The sequence below is a fragment of the Nostoc sp. genome (assembly GCF_036917555.1).
Classification (GTDB): domain Bacteria; phylum Cyanobacteriota; class Cyanobacteriia; order Cyanobacteriales; family Nostocaceae; genus Nostoc.
In genome coordinates, this window is the sequence record NZ_JBALDD010000045.1 from 1 (window position 1) to 18,045 (window position 18,045).

General features: G+C 40.6%; 14 protein-coding genes. 5 read left to right on the forward strand and 9 right to left on the reverse strand.

The window, feature by feature from the left end:
* Positions 1 to 199: 199 nt before the first annotated feature.
* From V7K60_RS18025 to V7K60_RS18035, 3 genes are all read right to left on the reverse strand, one after another.
* Positions 200 to 433, reverse strand: a complete 234-nt coding sequence (locus V7K60_RS18025; RefSeq protein ID WP_334927195.1) for a hypothetical protein — start codon at positions 431 to 433, stop codon at positions 200 to 202.
* Positions 434 to 733: 300 nt separating this feature from the next.
* Entirely contained in the window at positions 734 to 5,215 is a 4,482-nt protein-coding gene (locus tag V7K60_RS18030) for a translation initiation factor IF-2 N-terminal domain-containing protein (RefSeq protein ID WP_334927196.1), read from the reverse strand.
* A gap of 441 nt (positions 5,216 to 5,656) precedes the next feature.
* Entirely contained in the window at positions 5,657 to 6,574 is a 918-nt protein-coding gene (locus V7K60_RS18035) for a histone deacetylase family protein (protein WP_334927197.1), read from the reverse strand.
* Positions 6,575 to 6,685: 111 nt separating this feature from the next.
* Between V7K60_RS18035 and V7K60_RS18040 the strand changes: the two genes are divergently transcribed.
* A complete protein-coding gene (locus V7K60_RS18040) occupies positions 6,686 to 7,723 on the forward strand; it encodes a mechanosensitive ion channel family protein (RefSeq protein ID WP_334927198.1) in 1,038 nt (345 codons plus the stop codon).
* A gap of 6 nt (positions 7,724 to 7,729) precedes the next feature.
* On the opposite strand, the gene V7K60_RS18045 is transcribed toward V7K60_RS18040, so the two are convergent.
* From V7K60_RS18045 to V7K60_RS18065, 5 genes are all read right to left on the reverse strand, one after another.
* A complete protein-coding gene (locus V7K60_RS18045) occupies positions 7,730 to 8,581 on the reverse strand; it encodes a metal ABC transporter permease (RefSeq protein WP_334927199.1) in 852 nt (283 codons plus the stop codon).
* A gap of 17 nt (positions 8,582 to 8,598) precedes the next feature.
* Positions 8,599 to 9,435, reverse strand: coding sequence for a metal ABC transporter ATP-binding protein (locus V7K60_RS18050; RefSeq protein ID WP_334927200.1), 837 nt, complete (start codon positions 9,433 to 9,435; stop codon positions 8,599 to 8,601).
* A 109-nt stretch (positions 9,436 to 9,544) separates the two neighbouring features.
* Positions 9,545 to 10,522, reverse strand: a complete 978-nt coding sequence (locus tag V7K60_RS18055; protein WP_334927201.1) for a metal ABC transporter substrate-binding protein — start codon at positions 10,520 to 10,522, stop codon at positions 9,545 to 9,547.
* Between the two features lie 408 nt (positions 10,523 to 10,930).
* Positions 10,931 to 11,710: an MBL fold metallo-hydrolase gene (locus V7K60_RS18060; RefSeq protein WP_334927202.1), complete on the reverse strand. Its 780-nt coding sequence runs from the start codon at positions 11,708 to 11,710 to the stop codon at positions 10,931 to 10,933.
* A 130-nt stretch (positions 11,711 to 11,840) separates the two neighbouring features.
* Positions 11,841 to 12,662 carry an SDR family NAD(P)-dependent oxidoreductase gene (locus V7K60_RS18065; protein ID WP_334927203.1) on the reverse strand — a complete coding sequence of 274 codons (822 nt, stop codon included), beginning with the start codon at positions 12,660 to 12,662 and terminating at the stop codon, positions 11,841 to 11,843.
* A gap of 250 nt (positions 12,663 to 12,912) precedes the next feature.
* On the opposite strand from V7K60_RS18065, the gene V7K60_RS18070 reads away from it, so the two are divergent.
* Together V7K60_RS18070 and V7K60_RS18075 are read left to right on the forward strand one after the other, a co-directional pair.
* Positions 12,913 to 13,806: an alpha/beta fold hydrolase gene (locus V7K60_RS18070; RefSeq protein WP_334927204.1), complete on the forward strand. Its 894-nt coding sequence runs from the start codon at positions 12,913 to 12,915 to the stop codon at positions 13,804 to 13,806.
* 125 nt (positions 13,807 to 13,931) lie between these two features.
* Positions 13,932 to 14,990 carry a serine/threonine protein kinase gene (locus tag V7K60_RS18075; protein ID WP_334927205.1) on the forward strand — a complete coding sequence of 353 codons (1,059 nt, stop codon included), beginning with the start codon at positions 13,932 to 13,934 and terminating at the stop codon, positions 14,988 to 14,990.
* A gap of 91 nt (positions 14,991 to 15,081) precedes the next feature.
* On the opposite strand, the gene V7K60_RS18080 is transcribed toward V7K60_RS18075, so the two are convergent.
* Positions 15,082 to 15,426, reverse strand: coding sequence for a hypothetical protein (locus V7K60_RS18080; protein WP_334927206.1), 345 nt, complete (start codon positions 15,424 to 15,426; stop codon positions 15,082 to 15,084).
* A gap of 99 nt (positions 15,427 to 15,525) precedes the next feature.
* Between V7K60_RS18080 and V7K60_RS18085 the strand changes: the two genes are divergently transcribed.
* Positions 15,526 to 17,166: an AAA-like domain-containing protein gene (locus V7K60_RS18085; protein ID WP_334927207.1), complete on the forward strand. Its 1,641-nt coding sequence runs from the start codon at positions 15,526 to 15,528 to the stop codon at positions 17,164 to 17,166.
* Positions 17,167 to 17,405: 239 nt separating this feature from the next.
* Positions 17,406 to 18,032, forward strand: coding sequence for a type I restriction endonuclease (locus tag V7K60_RS18090; protein WP_334927208.1), 627 nt, complete (start codon positions 17,406 to 17,408; stop codon positions 18,030 to 18,032).
* Positions 18,033 to 18,045: the final 13 nt, after the last annotated feature.

Here is an 18,045-nt window from a genome sequence, read left to right on the forward strand (position 1 = left end):
GAGAAATCTTTTAGCAGCACCAGTTTTTTCTCGCGCACTACTTGGTCAACAATTATTACTTTTCCTTGTTTTTGTTCTTAACCGAGAAGTATTGAGAAAAGTCGGGAATCTGAGCCTTTCAATTTTCACAAATCAAATATTTACAAATCACGCAAAACGTCAACTAAAGTAATTTGATCACAATAGCAGGCAGGCTTCATCAAATATGAGTGGTTATATCTACCCCCTCCAAGGATGGTGGCAATTCAGAAGAACTGGCACTATTTTCTGGTGTTGGAAGCTTATCATCTATAATTCCATCCCATGAATAGTTGCAGATTTTAGTCCGAAGCAATGTACCAAAGGTCAGGTTAATTGCTAGGGCAAAGGAATCAATAAAAATTAGATTCACAAAGCGATCAATCATTAGACCCCCTTGAGCTAAATTAAGCATCAAGTTATATTTGCTTTAGACTACACATGCCACAATCTCTTTTCCAGAAATGTCTGTTATCTGAATACTTCTCGCTTGAAGGAGAAAAGGGGAATGGCATTGCGGGTAAGGGCAAAAGGAAAGAACTTAATTATTTATCGCTTTAATCTTATAAAAAAGTGACACCATACGAGGAACTTCATCTCATCAGCATAACTTTCACCAATGATGTAGGCGGCTAACCTCTACTCCACGGGCTAATTTGCCTAGTAAATAGCCTTAATTTATTCTACCAAATTCTTGATATTATCATCAATAGGTTTAGCTGAAGAGGCAAGAAACATCAACAAAACCTGCATGAAGACTTACAATATTTGAAACTTCAGAATACATACTTCCGACTTTACCTAATTGATGGGTAAATAAATTATGACAACCCACAATTATTAGCAGTTCTTGAGCGCGGGAAAATGCAACATTTACCCGTTCTGGCTTCTTGGCAAATCCTACATCTCCTTTGCTATTGTTGCGAACCATACTGACAATTACAACAGGTCTTTCCATACCTTGAAATCTGTCTACTGTACCAGTACGAATTTCTAGCGAAGGAAAAAGTTCAGATTGTAGACGTTCATCGATTTTTCTTAATTGAGCGCCATAAAATGTAATTACAGCAATTTCTTTTTTTGGTTCACCATTAGCAACTTTAGAAGCCCAAGTATTCTCAAACTGATGGCACAAGCGTTCAATCGCATCAATTTCTGAAGTATTAAAGTAAGAAGTTCCGTTTCGTTGCTCTAAAAAATGATTCTCTATAGGTGTTTTTACCCAGATAAGATGCTGAGAATCTCGGATAATTTCATCTGCTAAATGATGTGCGCGTTTTGTGTCCGGTTCCAAAATACCAGATTCTAGTTTACCGTCATAAAATTGATTGATTGCTCCCATAATAAATGGATGCATTCTATACTGTGTAGTTAGCATTTGTTTGATACTATCATCAGCCGATTCAAACTGATTTTTAAACAGTGATTCTTCTAAAAATTGTAGTTCGTCTCTTGTATTGCCTATTGTTTGAGCAACTTCTTCTAAAGTGCTAGTATCAAGCATGGGTGGTAATTGCCGATGATCGCCTACCATGACTAACTTTTTGCCTTTTAAAGCTGGGATTAGTAACTCTGGTGGAGTACACTTACTAACTTCATCAATAATAACGACATCAAAAGATTTGAATTCTTCAGAAAAACCTCTATTTGCAGCCTGAACACAGGTAATGCCAACGACATTAGTATTATCTAAATAAATTCGCCTTAAATCGTCGCGGTCGCGCTCATTTGGCTGTCTTAATTTACCTATCCAATCTTGTACAAAATTCTGATATTTATTCAGGTAAATTTTGTCTTTTTGGAGTTGCTCTTGCCAAGATTCAAACTGAGTATTAATTTTGCCTAAAAACTCTAGATTAAATAAGTCAGATTGAGAATTTTCTGGTTTAAATTTATCAGGTATTGTTTGCCATTCTGTCAACCACCAGTTTCTTTCTATTATTAATTTTTCTGATGGCTGTGGTTGTAATTTCTGTTCTATTTCGCGTAGACTAGCTTGTAATTTTTGAAGCTGCTGTAGAAAAGTTTCAGTTTCTCGCTTCAGTTTTGAGAGATACTCATGTAGAGAATTTTTAATCGTTTCTAACACAGCAAAAGGTTCTAATGATAAGATTAAGGTTTCAAGCTGACTAATGGAAGTTTCCCAATAATTCACTTGATTTGCAAATTCTTGGGGCTGTTCCCAAATATTTAATTGTGTTGCAAGATATTTTTCAACTAGAATGCGTAATTGAGCAGGTATATTTGGCTGTTTATTAAGTTTTTGCAAGATATTAATAACTTGAAAAAGTTGCAAATTAGCATCTCGCTGTGCTTTTTCTACCTCAGCTTGAGTAATGGATATTTGCTGTTGGCTAACTTCGTTTTTCTGATGCTCATTTAATTGTTGTTTCAGATTTTGAAGCTGTTGTTCAGTTTCAGTTTTGACTTGTAAAACGCATTGACGCACATTTGCAAGTATAGTATCTAGTAATTCTTGTGTAACGCAGGTGAGAGTAGAGTCGATATTATTCCACTCCCATGATGCACCATAAGTCCGTTGCATTCTAATTAAAAAAATCTGGGTATTCTCAACCAATAATTTTCGCTGTTTGGGGTTAAGTAACTGATAATTGTTAAACTGTTGATAGGTTTCTTGCCATTGGGTGCGATCGCTCTTTGATAGCACCATTGGAATTTGAATAAAATTTTCTTGTAAAAAATAGCTAAAATTATGCTGTTTACCCCGCCTATCAGTAAAACCTCCGTCTATTTCATAAGCGATCGCCTTTGTCAATAACTCCCATTCTGGTAGGTTGATTTTATAATATTTTGGTACTATTGGGAGTTTTAATGTATTAGCAAACATCAACAAACCTAGCGGCAAGTCAACTAAATTTTCTGTAAGTAGTAAACCTGATTGATGACATTCTTTTAAAGTTTGATATAGATGAGAAGGTGCTGTAGATTTCCATTCCTTAACTGCTGAGATAATGTAATCTATTTCTCGTTGGCGGTTTTGCCATATCTGAATTGTTTGCTGTATGTTTTGCAGTTTAGTAAGATATTGCTGATAATCTGGTTGTAACTGATTTAACGAGGCTAAATTTTGTTTGACAACCTCCACTGATCCTGCAACTTCTAAGATGTCTTTACTTGCTTCTTGAGCATAAGTCAACGCAGTTTTAAATCCAGAAATTTCTATTGCTACAGTTTCACGCAACCAAGCTGCTAAACCAAAAGCACCAAGCGCCGGATGCACAAAGCCAAGTTCATCAGTATATTTGATGGTTTGACGAACATTTGCTAAAAATTCTTCTACTAAACTGTTACCTTCAGTGTAGGGCTTAAGAAGTGGCAAAAAATCTGTAACTCCTGAAGCTTCCCAATTGATATTTGGTGCAATATTTAATATATTTTCTAATCCTGCAAGTAGTGATTCAACCTCCTTATGTTTTTCTACAGTTTCGTTGTAAGAGTTTTCTTGATTTTTAAAGTTTGCCTCTAATTTTAACTTATTTTTATTGAATTTAGTTTGTTGCTGATTAAATTCTTCCTCTGCTTGGAAGTAGGCTGTGAATTTTTGTGATGATGCCAGTAATTGAGTGAAAATTTTAATATTTTCCAGCCGTTGAATCAGATTATTTTCACAGTCAGTTGCAGTATTTTCTAGCCATCTGCCAATCACTTGGTCTTCTAAAAATGGCTGTCCTTCTTCTCCAACTTTTTCGGCTCTCCCCTTGCGTACAGCGCGAATCACTGGGTTGTGAACTAATCGACTCAGGGCGTTATCTACTGCTAAATTGGCTTGAGAAGCAATTAGAGTGCGTCCACCGCGAAGGGCAATTTGATAGCAAATCTCTGCAATTACGGTAGTTTTACCAGTACCTGGCGGCCCTTGAATGAAAACAAGATCCTTTGCGGCAAGTACCTTCTCCACTGCTGCTTTCTGACCAGGATTTGCAGAAGATAATAATAAATCTTGTGGTTGAAGTTCAACAGTTGTTTTAATTTGTCTAGCCTGAGAAGCATCAAATAAAAAGTTACCCAAATAGGGATTTTGAATGTAACCGTTATTCAAATCATCTAAAGCTTTTTTCTTGCGCTGAATCTGCTGAATATCACCAACTGCTTCAAAACACAAAAATCCTGTATCTGGCAACTTATAACGCTCTGCTGCCATGAATTCAGCTAAGTCACGTTCTAATCTGAGGCTGATAATACAACGGTTTGGGTCAATTTCTTCAACAGTCCCTAATTGACGACCGTTAATCCAATTTTTGCTGACGGGAGCAGTTTCAAAAAGCTTTAAATCTTCGTTTTTTGTGCGTCTTGCTCGTTCCCAGAAGTTTTCGACATCGAGGGAATTTTGATAAAAGCCGTCAAGGGTAGCTGAGGCTACATCAATTTCAAAACTAATCCACCTTTTAAAGTTATAGTTATGACCCACGTAACGCACACAAAATTGACGCGCTTTAGCGATTTTTTCTTCAATTTGCAAAAACGCTTTCCAAGCTTTAAGCTGATCTTCTGTAGGCACATTTTCGCCACAAACTGGCGCGGCGGCGATGCGTTTCAATGTTGCGGACTCAATGTTGAGATGATGCTGATGATTAGGCAGCAAGCGCAAGTGGCAAGGTATAGCATAGCTATCGGCGTGTCCCTGTGAGGGTTGTAATAACTGAGCTGAAAGTATTTTTAAACCGCCGCGTCCATCTTTTGGTACAGCCGCTCTAAATCCTAATGTTTTTCTAAGCTTCTCAAGTCTTGCAGGTAATGGAAAATCATCGCAGTCTGTTGCTATTGTCAAATCCCAAATTTCTTCTCTTGCTTCTTTCCCTGCACCTTTGCGACGCACATAAAATACAGAAGGCTTTTGACCGACACATTCCAACATCAACTTATTGGCGCGATCGCGCCGCTCTCTAAATTCAGGATATGATTTAAGGGCGGTTTCACCTTCAAGATGGCGGATAAAGCTATCAATTGCTGAAGCTATAAACATATAGCCCCAATCTTCAGAGTTTATTTTAATTTTTGAGGATTTTGCTGTTAGTTTATTTACTGCCACACGAATGCGTTCTGCATCAGATTCTGAGATTGCACTAGTATGGCTTTTAACTATAATTTTGAGTTTTTCACAAATTACTAACAGCTTCTTGCTATCCAAATTCAATTCTTTTGCTAGTTCGTAGATTCTGAGTTTGCCGCTGTTCATCCACTATTGCCCTTGTCCTTATTAGCCCAACTGTCTTGAATATTTTACGGATTTAAAAATACTTTTTGTAATCCAAAGAGAATGATTATTATGACACCGTAAAACAAAGCATCTAATAAAATGCCCCAATATTTATATTTTGGAAATCTTCAACTCCGATTCTCCCCCAACCATCTATAGGTGAGCCAACATTGTCGTCATACACTATTGGGAATGGAAACCCAGCTGTTATGGAATTACCACCTATACAGGTATTGAGAAGACATGGTTCACTGAAGCAGAATCGCTCACAACCAGGAGCATTTTGATACCATAACGATAATATAGCAAACGGAATTCCTGACAATGAACTCAATATTATTGCTGCTATTGCTTTTCTAAATTTACTCATCTAAGGAACTTTCAAAAAATAAATTAATCAAAAAAACTCAAGCAGCTGTATCAAAGTTTATACTGCTGGTAAACTTCACTTGCAGCGCGATGTAGCAGGGAGTGTCGCCATACTAAAGATTTCATATCATCAGCATAACCACCACCAATGATGCAGGCGACAGGATAACCGCTACTCATACAGGTACTCAAAACCTGCATTTCCCGGCGAAAAATGCCAGCATCTGTAAGGGCTAATTTGCCCAAGCGATCGCCTATATGAGGATCAACACCTGCATCATAAAATACTATGTCTGGCTTGACTTTAGACAATAAATCTGATAGGTAATTCGCCAAGGTTTGTAAATAAGCGTCATCTTCCATTCCCACTGGCAAAGGAACATCCAAATCACTATTTTGTTTAGTACCGGGGAAATTGACTTCGCAGTGCATGGAGAAAGTAAAAACGCTGTCGTCATCTTGGAAAATAAAAGCGGTGCCGTCTCCTTGATGGACATCCAAATCCACAATTAGGATTTTTTGGACGAGTCCGAATTTTTGTAAAACGCGACAAGCGATCGCTATATCGTTGAAAATACAAAAACCAGATCCATAACTAGGAAAAGCATGATGAGTTCCACCAGCAGTATTACAGGCTAAACCCTGACTTAGTGCTAATTTTGCAGTAAGTATCGTACCACCTACCGCTACACAAGTACGATTTGCTAATGCTGGACTCCAAGGTAAACCAATGCGGCGCTGTGCTTTGGCATCTAGCGTTCCTTCGCAATAAGCTTGAACGTAGCCTGGGGTATGGACTAACTCTATCAATTCTAGTAGCGGACGTTCGGGAGTGTGAAATTGTTCTTGATTAGCTACACCATCAGCTAACAGCAATTCGTAGAGTTGTTGAAACTTAGACATCGGGAAGCGATGTCCTTCAGGCAATGGGGCAACGTAATCTGGGTGGTAAATAATTGGCAAGTCCATATTCCAGAAAATCTCAAGCAGGTAATCCGGCAATTCACAAGGTAAAATTTAGCCATGATCGCAGCAAAAATGCTGTTATTCTAAATCTAAAACTCCAAATTTAAAATTGATATGATGGAATGGATTACGCCGATATGGTTTATTCTAGCTGGCTTCGTAGCTGGAATGATTGGTGAGAAAGTTATCTTCAAAAAACTAGAAACATTCGTTACTAATAAACGAATTTTTGGGAGTAAAATTATATTTCGCTCTTTGCACCGGATGACTTTTATTTGGTTTGTGATCGCTGGTTTTTTTTGGGCAGTTCTGAGCGCTCCCCTAAAGCCAGATATTGCCATCGTACTGCAAAAAATTCTGACGATCGCATTGCTGTTTTCAGTAACCCTAGTCTTAGCCAGACTGACTGGTGGTTTTGTTAATTTATTTATTCGTAGAGCAGAAGGGGTTCCTACATCACTAATTTCTAACCTTGCTAAAGCTACTGTTTTCGTTTTGGGAACATTAATTGTATTGCAAACAGTGGGTGTTCAAATTACACCGATAATTACAACTTTAGGTATTGGTGGTATAGCAGTTGGTTTAGCACTTCAAGATACACTTGCAAATTTGTTTTCTGGTTTTTATTTAATTATTTCTAAGCAAGTGAGAACTGGAGATTATGTGAAATTAGATGCTGGACATGAGGGATATGTTATAGATATTTCTTGGCGGAATACGACAATTAAAGAAATTTCCAATAATGTAGTCATTGTTCCTAATTCTAAGTTGTCTACTGCAATTTTCACAAACTATCATTTACCCGCAAAGGAAATTACTTTAACAATGGATGTGGGTGTAAGTTATGATAGCGATTTGGAAGAAGTTGAAAGAGTAACTGTAGAAGTTGCTAAAGAAGTTATGCAAGAAATTGCACCGGAATTAAAAGAAAGTGAACCGTATATCAGATTTCATACTTTTAATGATTTTAGTATAGATTTTACGCTTTATATGCGCGTTAGTGAATACTTCGATCAGCGTATTGGTAAACATCTATTTGTCAAAAAATTACACAAACGCTATCAGCAAGCAGGAATTCAAATTCCTTTTCCGATTAGAGAAGTATATGTGCCAAATAATATAAATAAAAATTCTACATTAAATCTAGACTAACTCTTGCTAAGGCAGGTGTTTTGGAAGGGGAAAAAGACGGCGTTTATATCGTCCTTGCAGGTTCCTGGTGAGCAATACGCAGGCAAATATGGTGGTTGACAGCAGCACTACACTAGCTCCAGAGGCAATGTCGAGGTAGTAGCTGATGTAGATGCCTACAAACGAAATCGCAGTTCCTAAAATCCCGGAAATAATCATCAGATAACCAAAGCGATCGCTCACTAATCGGGCAATTGATGCCGGAATCACTACGGCTGAAATAATTAGAGTCACTCCCAAGACGTTCAGTGTCGCCACCAGTAAAGTCGCCAACATTAAAGCAAATAAAGTATCCATTGCAAAAACGGGTACGCCATTAACCTGAGCCACTTCTCGGTCAAAACACCAAAATAGCAACGGGCGATAAAACAAGAAAACGAGGCTGAGTAAGAGAATCGTCACACCCGTTACCACCCACAAATCATTAGGGGAAACGCCCAACACATTGCCAAACAAAGCGGCTTCAAAGTTTTGGCTAAATTTGCGATAGCTACTGATCACAGCTACTCCTAAAGCAAAGCTAGCAGTTGTCACAATTCCAATAGCTGCATCCGAGTAGACTTTGCGTCCTGTCAAATATTGAATCAGCAGAGCAGCTGCAAAACCCCAAATTCCAGAGCCAATATAGAAATTTAACCCCAGTACATAACTCAGCACGGCTCCCCCCAAAATTGCATGAGATAAACCGTGGGCAATGTAACTCATTCTGCGAGTTGTAATATAAACTCCCATAATGCCGCATAATAGCCCAGCCATCATGCCTACTAAAATGGCACGACTAAAAAATTCGTAGCGAAAGGGTGCTAGTAAAAAATCCATATTATATAGTATTTATATTAAGCAGACTTCGACGAGTTGGAGCGACGCAATACTTCCGGCAAGTTGTCTTGCATTTGATGACGTAGGGAAGTACCGCCACTAGCGATTAAGATTCGGTCTTGTTGGTGGAAAACTACCATTTCTCCACCAAAAGTCTGCTCAAGATTTGCGGGACTGAAGACATCGATAGGTTGACCTTGGCAAATTAAACCGTGGTTAAAACATACCACCCAAGGTAGATGAGTCGCTACTGAGTTGAGGTCATGGGTGGAGAGGATAATTGTCAAGCCTTGCTGATTCAAATCAGCCAATAGGTGCAATAGTTCGTGTTGAACGTGCAAGTCGGAACTGCTGGTGGGTTCATCTAGAAGAACTATTTCTGGTTCTCCTACTAAAGCACGGGCAATGAAAACCCTTTGCTGTTGCCCACCAGATAGATTACCGATAGGTTGATGGGCAACATGGGCAACCCCAACGCGCTCCAAAAGTTCACTGGCAACTTGGCGATCGCGCCGCGAAGACCAAGGCAAGATTTTCTGCTTCTGGTAGCGCCCCATCATCACCACTTCCAGAGCCGTAACTGGAAAAGTCCAATCTACCGTTTCCACCTGCGGCACATAGCCCACCGCCTTTGGTGCTACTCCTGGCTTTAAGCGCTTTCCTTGAAACCAAATCTCTCCACCCCAAGGATAAACTAGCCCTAAAATCGCTCTGATTAAAGTGCTTTTACCACTCCCAGAAGGCCCTACCAAACCAGTAAGTTGACCAGGATAAAGCGTCAAATTCACATCCCTAAACACTGGCTGGGTTTGATAACCACACGTTAAATTTCTAACTTCAAGTATTGGTTGCATATACAGCAGATTTCAAGTTGGTGAACTACATAACGATTCGTTTAAAAGCCAGGTAGAAAGCGTGTTTTACTTCTGACTTCTGAATTCTGCTGTACTTATTTTCTTAATCTTACTTAGTTGCTGTTGGCCCAACAACATTCCCAGTGTTCAAATTTTTCACTAAATCAGGATTTCCTCCCAAATTAGAGGCGATAATCCGCATATTATTAGCCATCATGCCAATATAAGTATGCTCAGGATTAGTGTTTTCAATTGCATTGGCTGAACCGGTTCCTGGTAACTCATCATCGGCAGTGTTGGCTGTTTTTATCTTTGCTTCGCGGGCAATTTGTTCTTCTACCTTGCTAGGGTAGACTTCAGAACCAAAAATTGCTGGAACGCCTGTTTTCCGAATTTGGTCAATTAGCTTTGTGACATCTTGAGCGGATGGTTCCTTAAAATCTGAAGGTTGAATCGCACCAATTACTTGAAAACCATACTCTCTTGCCCAATACGCCCAAGAATCGTGGTAGGTCAAAAGTTTACGGTTTTTGGCGGGAATACTGGCGACGATTTCTCGTGTTGCCTTGTCTAGAGCATCCAGACGTTGTAAATAATTTTTTAAATTAGTAGCGTAGTAGTCTTTGCCAGCAGGATCTAAGCTGGTTAACTGTTGGGCGGCTAGTTTGGCGTAAGCCTCAGCATACTTGGGGTTTACCCACAGATGAGGATTGGGATCGCCCTTTTCTTTGGGAAAGCTGAAGTCAAAAAGCCATTGGTCTTGGGTAATGGTATTACTACCTAGTTCATAAATTTTAGTTTCTTTGGGCTTCGAGGCTTTAGCTAATTTTTCTGTTGGCGATTCCAAATGCAATCCATTGGCGACGATCAGATTAGCTTTGGATAGCAAATCAGCATCGCTGGGACGAGGTTCAAAGGTATGGGAGTCAGTTCCTTCTGGAATAATACCCTTAACTTCTAAGCGATCGCCTCCAATGTTACTCACAATATTGGTTAAAGGAGCGACTGTCGTTACAACTAAAGGCTTATTTTGTGTCTTTTGTCCTACTTGAACCGGAGTGGTTGTAACTTCAGGATTGGAAGACATCGTTTTATCTGGAGACGGACTGCAAGCTACTACTATGAAGCTAAGTACAAATAGCAATCCGGGGAGGGTCTTCATTACACTCAAGCCTTCTAAATTAAAGGATCAACGTTTAATTAGACCTTTTGCCGATATCAAAATGCAATGCCCCCTCAGGGTATTTTCGGTTGATTTTTAGATTTTTGTACCTAATATTCTACTTAACCTGAATTGGAGAAATCCAGGGTTAGTATGTTTTGCAAAGAAATAAATGCCTAGACGTATACAGTTATCATGAACTCCACGAGAATCATGGGAACGCCAACCTCTGAAAGGGATTGGCGACGGCTGGGCATTTATTTGATTAGCTTTCTCTAATGTAGATAATCCACTAAATACTGGTCGGATGTCGGCAACCAGTATCTACTCTCATTAGATTGCTAATGCTCGCCTTTCTAATGGTAGTTCAAAGCGATCGCCTGGTTTCGGCTCAAATACCTGTGTCGAAAGATTGTTTTTTTCTAATAATGAGCGAAATTCCTCAGCAGTTCCTTTAGTCTGAATCAATTTCATTAGCAATCCTTCAAACGCCACATCCCCACCAGCCGCTGTAGGTATTATTACTTGAGGCTGTAATGATTTTACGACTTCTAAAGCACTATTTTGCCCTTTAATAATCGATCCTAATAAAGGTAGCGTCATGTCAATAAACGGCGTAATCACTACATCGATAGGTGTAGCTTGCTGAAGTTCTGGGGAATGATACCCGTGAGGTTCGTAATATACAGTTAAACCACTTTCCAATTCTTTGAGGAGATAACTATTTTCTACCAGAGTTGGGCCTATTGGAGAGCCGGGGAAAGCCTTGATTTCAATTTGATTATTTAAAGTGAAAGTTTCACCATGAGCCAATACTGTTACTTGGGTATAGCCTAACTGCTGCACTACCTTAGCTGCATTGGGAGAAGCTACAACTTTGATGTTGTGATCCAGCAGCTTAAGCGTTGGTGGGTGAGTATGGTCTTCTAAACCCTGAGACAGCAGGATCAGATCGATGTTATCTGGGATTGAGCGCTCTTGCGATCGCGAACCTTTAAACAACCAATCCAAATTGCTGAAAATTAACGAACCAACCAGCCAAGGGTCAATTAATATTCTTTTACTACCAATTTCCAGCAGCCAAGAGTTGCTGTCTAACCAAGTTAAAAACATAAATTTTGTGAAGATAACGCCTATCTTCATTATCATTCGTGTCAGCTTTGTTGGTAAGCACTGCCGATCGCGAACCTGCTCATGGGTTAATCAACTGCTTGCTTTTTTGGCGCACACAGATGGTTAACATTCAACGAGCGGTGTAGCCTCCGTCCATCAAGTAGAAGCTGCCCGTAACGAAAGAGGCTCTGTTTGACAGCAAGAACGCCACCACATCCGCGACTTCTTCAGTGCGTGCAAGGCGACCCATCGGATGCGAGGCTGCCATCTGCGATCGCACTTCCTCCGGTACTTTGTGCATATTCGGTGTGTCTACATAACCTGGTCCGATGGCGTTGATTCGCAGTCCTTTGTCTGCATATTCCAACGCCGCCGCCCGCGTCAGCCCAATAATTCCGTGTTTCGCAGCGGTATATGGACTGATGCCGGCGACACCGACCACGCCATTTGCTGACGACATATTAACGATTGCACCGCCGCCGCTGCGGATGATCGTTGGAATTTCGTACTTTAACCCGAAAAATACACTGCTCAAATCGGTGGCAATCACATCATTCCACCAGTCGATTTCGTAATCCGCAGTGGTGACATTGTGCGGACCAGTAATGCCAGCGTTATTGACAGCCAGATGCAGTCCGCCAAAGCGACTCACTGTTTGGTTGACCATTTCTTCGACTGCCTGATGATTGCGGACATCGGTTTCGATAACGTGCGTCCGATCGCCGGAAGCATCCAAACGTTCAGCAACCAGGTGTGCGCCATCTACATCAATGTCGGCAATCACGACTTTTGCTCCCATTTGAAATAACTTGACTGCGATCGCTTCTCCCAGCCCAGTCGCCGCTCCGGTAACGATAGCAATTTTCTCTGCAAACTCAGAAACCAAATTCACTTCCTTGTTTGAATCCACCGCCTGTTTGTTTTCGATTGTTTCTGCGATCATTTCGTTCATATTAAATTCATTATCCCGCCCTCTTCACGTTGGCAATGATGTGGATGCTTATCCACCATCTTTGGAAGGAGGTTTTGTACTAATTTAGACTGATTAGGAATAGCGATTGCCTTGTAAATGGAGAAGTTTAAGCGTTTTGAAAAAGGCGATCGCCCAAAGTAATGAATGTAAAGTATTTGGTGATTTAATCTAACTGTTTGCGCTCAGAGAACATTAGTATATTTGAAGAAAGACTTTATTAATCTTAATAATGACTGTAACTACACAACAGCTTACAACCCCAGACGCCTTTGAGAAATTTTTTTGGACTTGGCAGGGCTACAAAATTCAGTATACTGTCATGGGCACAGGACGCCCTTTGGTACTGGTTCACGGCTTTGGTGCTTCCATTGGACACTGGCGCAAAAATATCCCAGTCTTAGCTAATGCTGGCTACCAGGTATTTGCCATAGACCTTTTAGGTTTTGGTGGTTCCGATAAAGCGCTCATTGATTACAGCGTAGAAGTTTGGGTGGAACTGCTGAAAGATTTTTGCACAGCACACATCCAAGAACCTGCTATATTTATTGGCAACTCCATTGGCGCACTTTTGAGCTTGATTGTACTGGTAGAACATCCAGAAATTGCTGCTGGTGGTATTTTAATTAACTCTGCGGGTGGGTTGAGTCATCGTCCCCACGAATTGAACCCGCCACTACAGATGGTGATGGCAGCTTTTAATCGGTTTGTGCGATCGCCAATTACAGGTAAATTTGTCTATAACCGCATCCGCCAAAAAGCTCAAATTCGCCGCACCCTCTACCAAGTTTACCGGAACCGTGAAGCCGTCACTGATGAATTAGTTGATTTACTTTATACTCCCTCTTGCGACCCAGGAGCGCAACAAGTCTTCGCATCTATTCTCACAGCCCCTCCTGGGCCAAGCCCAGAGGAACTTTTGCCCAAAGTAGAACGTCCTTTATTAGTAATTTGGGGTGCTGATGATCCCTGGACACCAATTACCGGGGCCAAGATTTACGAAAAGGCGCGGGAGAATGGCAAAGAAATCAAAATTGTTCCCATTCCCAATGCCGGTCATTGTCCTCACGATGAAGTTCCAGATGTTGTCAATGCCCAGATTGTCGATTGGCTAGCGCAAAGGTGATAATTTCGCCTTTTTGCCGATATGTCTTAGCCCAGGCAAGGTAAAAATGGGGCTAACAATCTGGGTGAGTGGATCTTAATCTTTTAATTACACCTTGACAGAATCAAACTCGTATGGTGTGTGAAATGGAGCTTGATGTGCGTAATGGAGATAAAAGGGTAATTCCCTTAAATCACCATCCAGATTTTTCAGAACTTGGCTATCAAGTCATCAGCGAACTAGGACGCAACCGAGAAGGGGGACGGATTACTTATCTAGCTAATATCCGCAAATCTAATCAACCAGTGGTGATTAAAAAGTTTTGTTTTGCTCGTACAAGTGCTGATTTATCAGGTGTAAAAGCATATCAGCGCGAAATTGAAATCTTGCAACAACTGAATCATTCTCGCATTCCTCGCTATATAGATTCCTTTGAGATGCCAGGGGCTTTTTATCTGGTACAGGAATATAAAAATGCCCCATCCTTGGGATTAAAACGCAGCTTTCATCCTGAAGAAATTAAGAAAATTGCTCTCTCAATCTTAAAAATTTTGGTTTATCTGCAAAAGCAAGTTTCCCCAATTATTCATCGGGATATTAAGCCAGAGAATATTTTGGTTGATGAAGAACTAAATGCTTATCTGGTTGATTTTGGATTGGCTAGGATACAGGGTGCGAAAGTAGCTCTAAGCAGCTTGATAGCAGGAACTCCAGGTTTTATGCCACCAGAAGAACAGTTTGGTCATTCTCTGACAGAAGCATCAGATTTATATAGTTTAGGAGCAACACTAATTTGCTTACTTACTAATACCCGTTCTGTTGAGATTGGCAAATTAATTGATGATAACTATCGCTTTAATTTCCAGCAATTAGTTCCTCAAATCAGTCCGCGTTTCCGGTGGTGGTTGATGAAAATGGTGGAACGTAACCGAAAACGTCGCTATGCTAATGCAGCTATTGCTTTAAAAGCACTTGGGACAATTGAGGTTGTTGGTAGTGCCACTAGGATAGAGAACTTCATCAGTACAATCAAACCTAGAAAACGAACTACTTTGTTGGGACTAGCTACTGTTGTTACACTGGCTGCGGTTGCAGGAACTTTGATGAGTTGTCAGCCTGGTAATACGGTTAGGCAATTGCTGGAAGCTAGAGAATGTCAAAGCTTTGATTTAAGCTCAGGTTGCCAAGAAAAAATCGGAAATTAAGATTAATTAGGTTGCATCTGGCTAAGGATTACAGCGGTTTTCAATTGAATAGACTACACGCGTAGGGGCACAATATATTGTGCCCCTACAATTATGTATATTCCACGCTTGTGAAAATTGCTGGAATTTGCATGAGTATCCAATACTCGTCAACGGAGTTCAGAGGTGGATGAATCCAGTTTAAATACTCGTCAACGGAGTTCAGAGGTGGATTAATCCAGTTCAAATACTCGTCAACGGAGTTCAGAGGTGGATGAATCCAGTTCAAATACTCGTCAACGGAGTTCAGAGGTGGATTAATCCAGTTCAAATACTCGTCAACGGAGTTCAGAGGTGGATGAATCCAGTTCAAATACTCGTCAACGGAGTTCAGAGGTGGATGAATCCAGTTCAAATACTCGTCAACGGAGTTCAGAGGTGGATGAATCCAGTTCAAATACTCGTTAAGGGTAATGCAGTATCAGTAATTGTGTAGTTATCTGCTGTAGTAAACTACATCTAAGCCAGAAGACTGCATTCAATAGTTGATAGCGCTGTGAAAAAAATCCTGATTGTGTCAGCTAATCCCACAACGACAGATAAGCTACGCTTGGACGAGGAAGTAAGGGAAATTCAGGAAGGGTTGCAACGCTCTCGCAGCCGAGATAAGTTTGAACTGATTACTAAATGGGCGGTGCGGCCTGACGATTTGCGGCGTGCGCTTTTAGATCATAATCCTCATATCATCCATTTTTCTGGACATGGTGGAGGAAATCAAGGTTTAGCCTTGGAAAATAATACAGGGCAAATGCAGCTGGTGAATACAGAGTCACTGGCAAGGTTATTTAAGTTATTTAAAGACAAAGTTGAGTGTATATTATTAAATGCTTGCTATAGCGAGGTGCAAGCTGAGGCTATTTACCAACACATTAACTGTGTGGTTGGGATGAATCGGGCAATTGGGGACAGGGCTGCAATTAAATTCGCGGTAGGCTTTTATGATGCACTAGGCGCTGATAGGTCGTATGAGGATGCCTACGAGTTTGGCTGTAGCGCTATTGACTTAGAAAGTATTCCAGAGTCTTCCACCCCAGTGCTGAAAAGTCGGAATAATCCCCAAGCTGCTATCTCTGCTAACAGAACTATTTCAGATACCGAGAGAAAAGCAGCAGTCTCCTTAGAAAATCCAGAAGGGCAGGTATCTTTAAACTCTGCTTTCTATGTCGAGCGATCGCCGATTGAGGTAGACTGTTATGAAGCGATTCTTCAACCAGGGGCCTTAATTCGCATCAAAGCTCCCCGGCAGATGGGCAAAACTTCGCTCATGTCGCGGGTTCTTGATCATGCTAGTCAAAATGGCTATCAGACTGCACCTGTAAATTTCCAGTCAGCCGATGCAGAATTTCTCGGTAATTTAGATCAGTTTTTGCAGTGGTTTTGCGCCAGCATTACTTACGAACTGAATCTACCCGATAAGTTAGGTGAGTATTGGAAGGGTGTTTTAGGTAGCAAGAATAAATGTACAAATTACTTTCAACGGTATTTATTACCCGCGATTAATAGCCCCGTAGCTATAGGTTTGGATGAAGTCGATGAAGTCTTCAAGCATCCGATAATTGCTGCTGATTTCTTTGGATTGCTACGAGCTTGGCATGAGCGGTCAAAGAATGAGATAGTTTGGAAAAATCTCCGGTTGGTGATTGTGCATTCTAAGGAAGTTTATATCCCACTCAATATCAATCAGTCGCCTTTTAATGTCGGTTTACCCATTGAGTTGCCAGAATTAAATCAAATACAAGTACAAAACTTGGTACAGCGTCACAAACTCAATTGGTCTAACTCCCAAATTGAAGAATTAATCACACTCGTGGGTGGTCATCCTTATTTAGTGCGGGTAGCGCTTTATGAAATTGCCCGTGGTCGGATAACGCTGGAAAATCTGCAAAAAATCGCTGCAACTGAGGAAGGGCCTTACAGTGACCATCTGCGCCGCCATTGGCTGAATTTGCAAGAGGATGCAGAATTACTGGCTGCGGTTAAACAAGTGATGATGGCAAATCGCCCCGTGGATGTAGGTACAACTGAAGCGTTTAAACTCCGCAGTATGGGGTTAGTTAAGTTTCAAGGCAATGAAGTAGTGCCACTCTGTGAATTGTACCGTCAATATTTTTTGAATCGGTTGGGAATTAAAAATTAAAAAACTACATTAGGAATGCAATAGAACTTTCATCTCCAATTAGCATTTAATACCAATTTGAAAAAAGAATGCGACACATAGACAAAACCCTCCGCTTATCGAGGTATCACCCCCCTTAATCCCCCCTTGTTAAGGGGGGAGATCAGAAATTTGGTTCCCTCCCCTTTCTAAGGGGAGGGTTAGGGTGGGGTAATCTATCGCAAACATTCTTTGAATCGCTATAACTAAAAGGATTAACAATGGTTCAGGTTATTCAAGGAAAAGATATCACCCTAGCCCAACTCATCAATGAATTTGGTCTACACTTTGCAGACGACGAACTTTTTTTTTCAGAGTGGCAGCAAGATTTACCTAAGTTGAGTGACTTAGAAAAGCAATTTCTCAACGAAGTCAAGGCAGAATATTTGCATTTATCGCGCTACCAAATTTTAGAACCTGTAGTCAAAATGGTCGTGCTATCTCCACTATTGCATCTGGCAGGTTTTTATCAACCGCCTTTTTACATTGCGTCGCAAGAAGAGGTAAGAATTTGTTCTAAAGACGAAGGCACAATTATTAGAGGACGTATTGATATCTTGGTGCTTCATCCTCCATTTTGGGTTCTCGTTATTGAGGCGAAACGAGCAGAATATTCTTTGGAGGTAGCAATTTCTCAAGCATTAGCTTATATGTTGGCTAATCCTGGTAATGATAAACCTACGTTTGCTTTTGTAACCAATGGTCGAGAATTTCAATTTATTAAGTTGACGAAACAGGATACACCAAGATATGCATTATCTTACACACTGTCGCTCAATCGTGGAGATGACCTAGATACTGTGGTAAAAGTGTTAAAACGTCTAGCTTATTTAGTCCGTAATTCGTAGTCTCCGTGCTAAC

Bases quoted from the DNA above. Each gene is read 5' to 3' on its own strand.
- V7K60_RS18025 (WP_334927195.1), bottom strand. From the start codon at position 433: ATGCTTAATTTAGCTCAAGGGGGTCTAATGATTGATCGCTTTGTGAAT.
- V7K60_RS18030 (WP_334927196.1), bottom strand. From the start codon at position 5,215: ATGAACAGCGGCAAACTCAGAATCTACGAACTAGCAAAAGAATTGAAT.
- V7K60_RS18035 (WP_334927197.1), bottom strand. From the start codon at position 6,574: ATGGACTTGCCAATTATTTACCACCCAGATTACGTTGCCCCATTGCCT.
- V7K60_RS18040 (WP_334927198.1), top strand. From the start codon at position 6,686: ATGATGGAATGGATTACGCCGATATGGTTTATTCTAGCTGGCTTCGTA.
- V7K60_RS18045 (WP_334927199.1), bottom strand. From the start codon at position 8,581: ATGGATTTTTTACTAGCACCCTTTCGCTACGAATTTTTTAGTCGTGCC.
- V7K60_RS18050 (WP_334927200.1), bottom strand. From the start codon at position 9,435: ATGCAACCAATACTTGAAGTTAGAAATTTAACGTGTGGTTATCAAACC.
- V7K60_RS18055 (WP_334927201.1), bottom strand. From the start codon at position 10,522: ATGTCTTCCAATCCTGAAGTTACAACCACTCCGGTTCAAGTAGGACAA.
- V7K60_RS18060 (WP_334927202.1), bottom strand. From the start codon at position 11,710: ATGTTTTTAACTTGGTTAGACAGCAACTCTTGGCTGCTGGAAATTGGT.
- V7K60_RS18065 (WP_334927203.1), bottom strand. From the start codon at position 12,662: ATGAACGAAATGATCGCAGAAACAATCGAAAACAAACAGGCGGTGGAT.
- V7K60_RS18070 (WP_334927204.1), top strand. From the start codon at position 12,913: ATGACTGTAACTACACAACAGCTTACAACCCCAGACGCCTTTGAGAAA.
- V7K60_RS18075 (WP_334927205.1), top strand. From the start codon at position 13,932: ATGGAGCTTGATGTGCGTAATGGAGATAAAAGGGTAATTCCCTTAAAT.
- V7K60_RS18090 (WP_334927208.1), top strand. From the start codon at position 17,406: ATGGTTCAGGTTATTCAAGGAAAAGATATCACCCTAGCCCAACTCATC.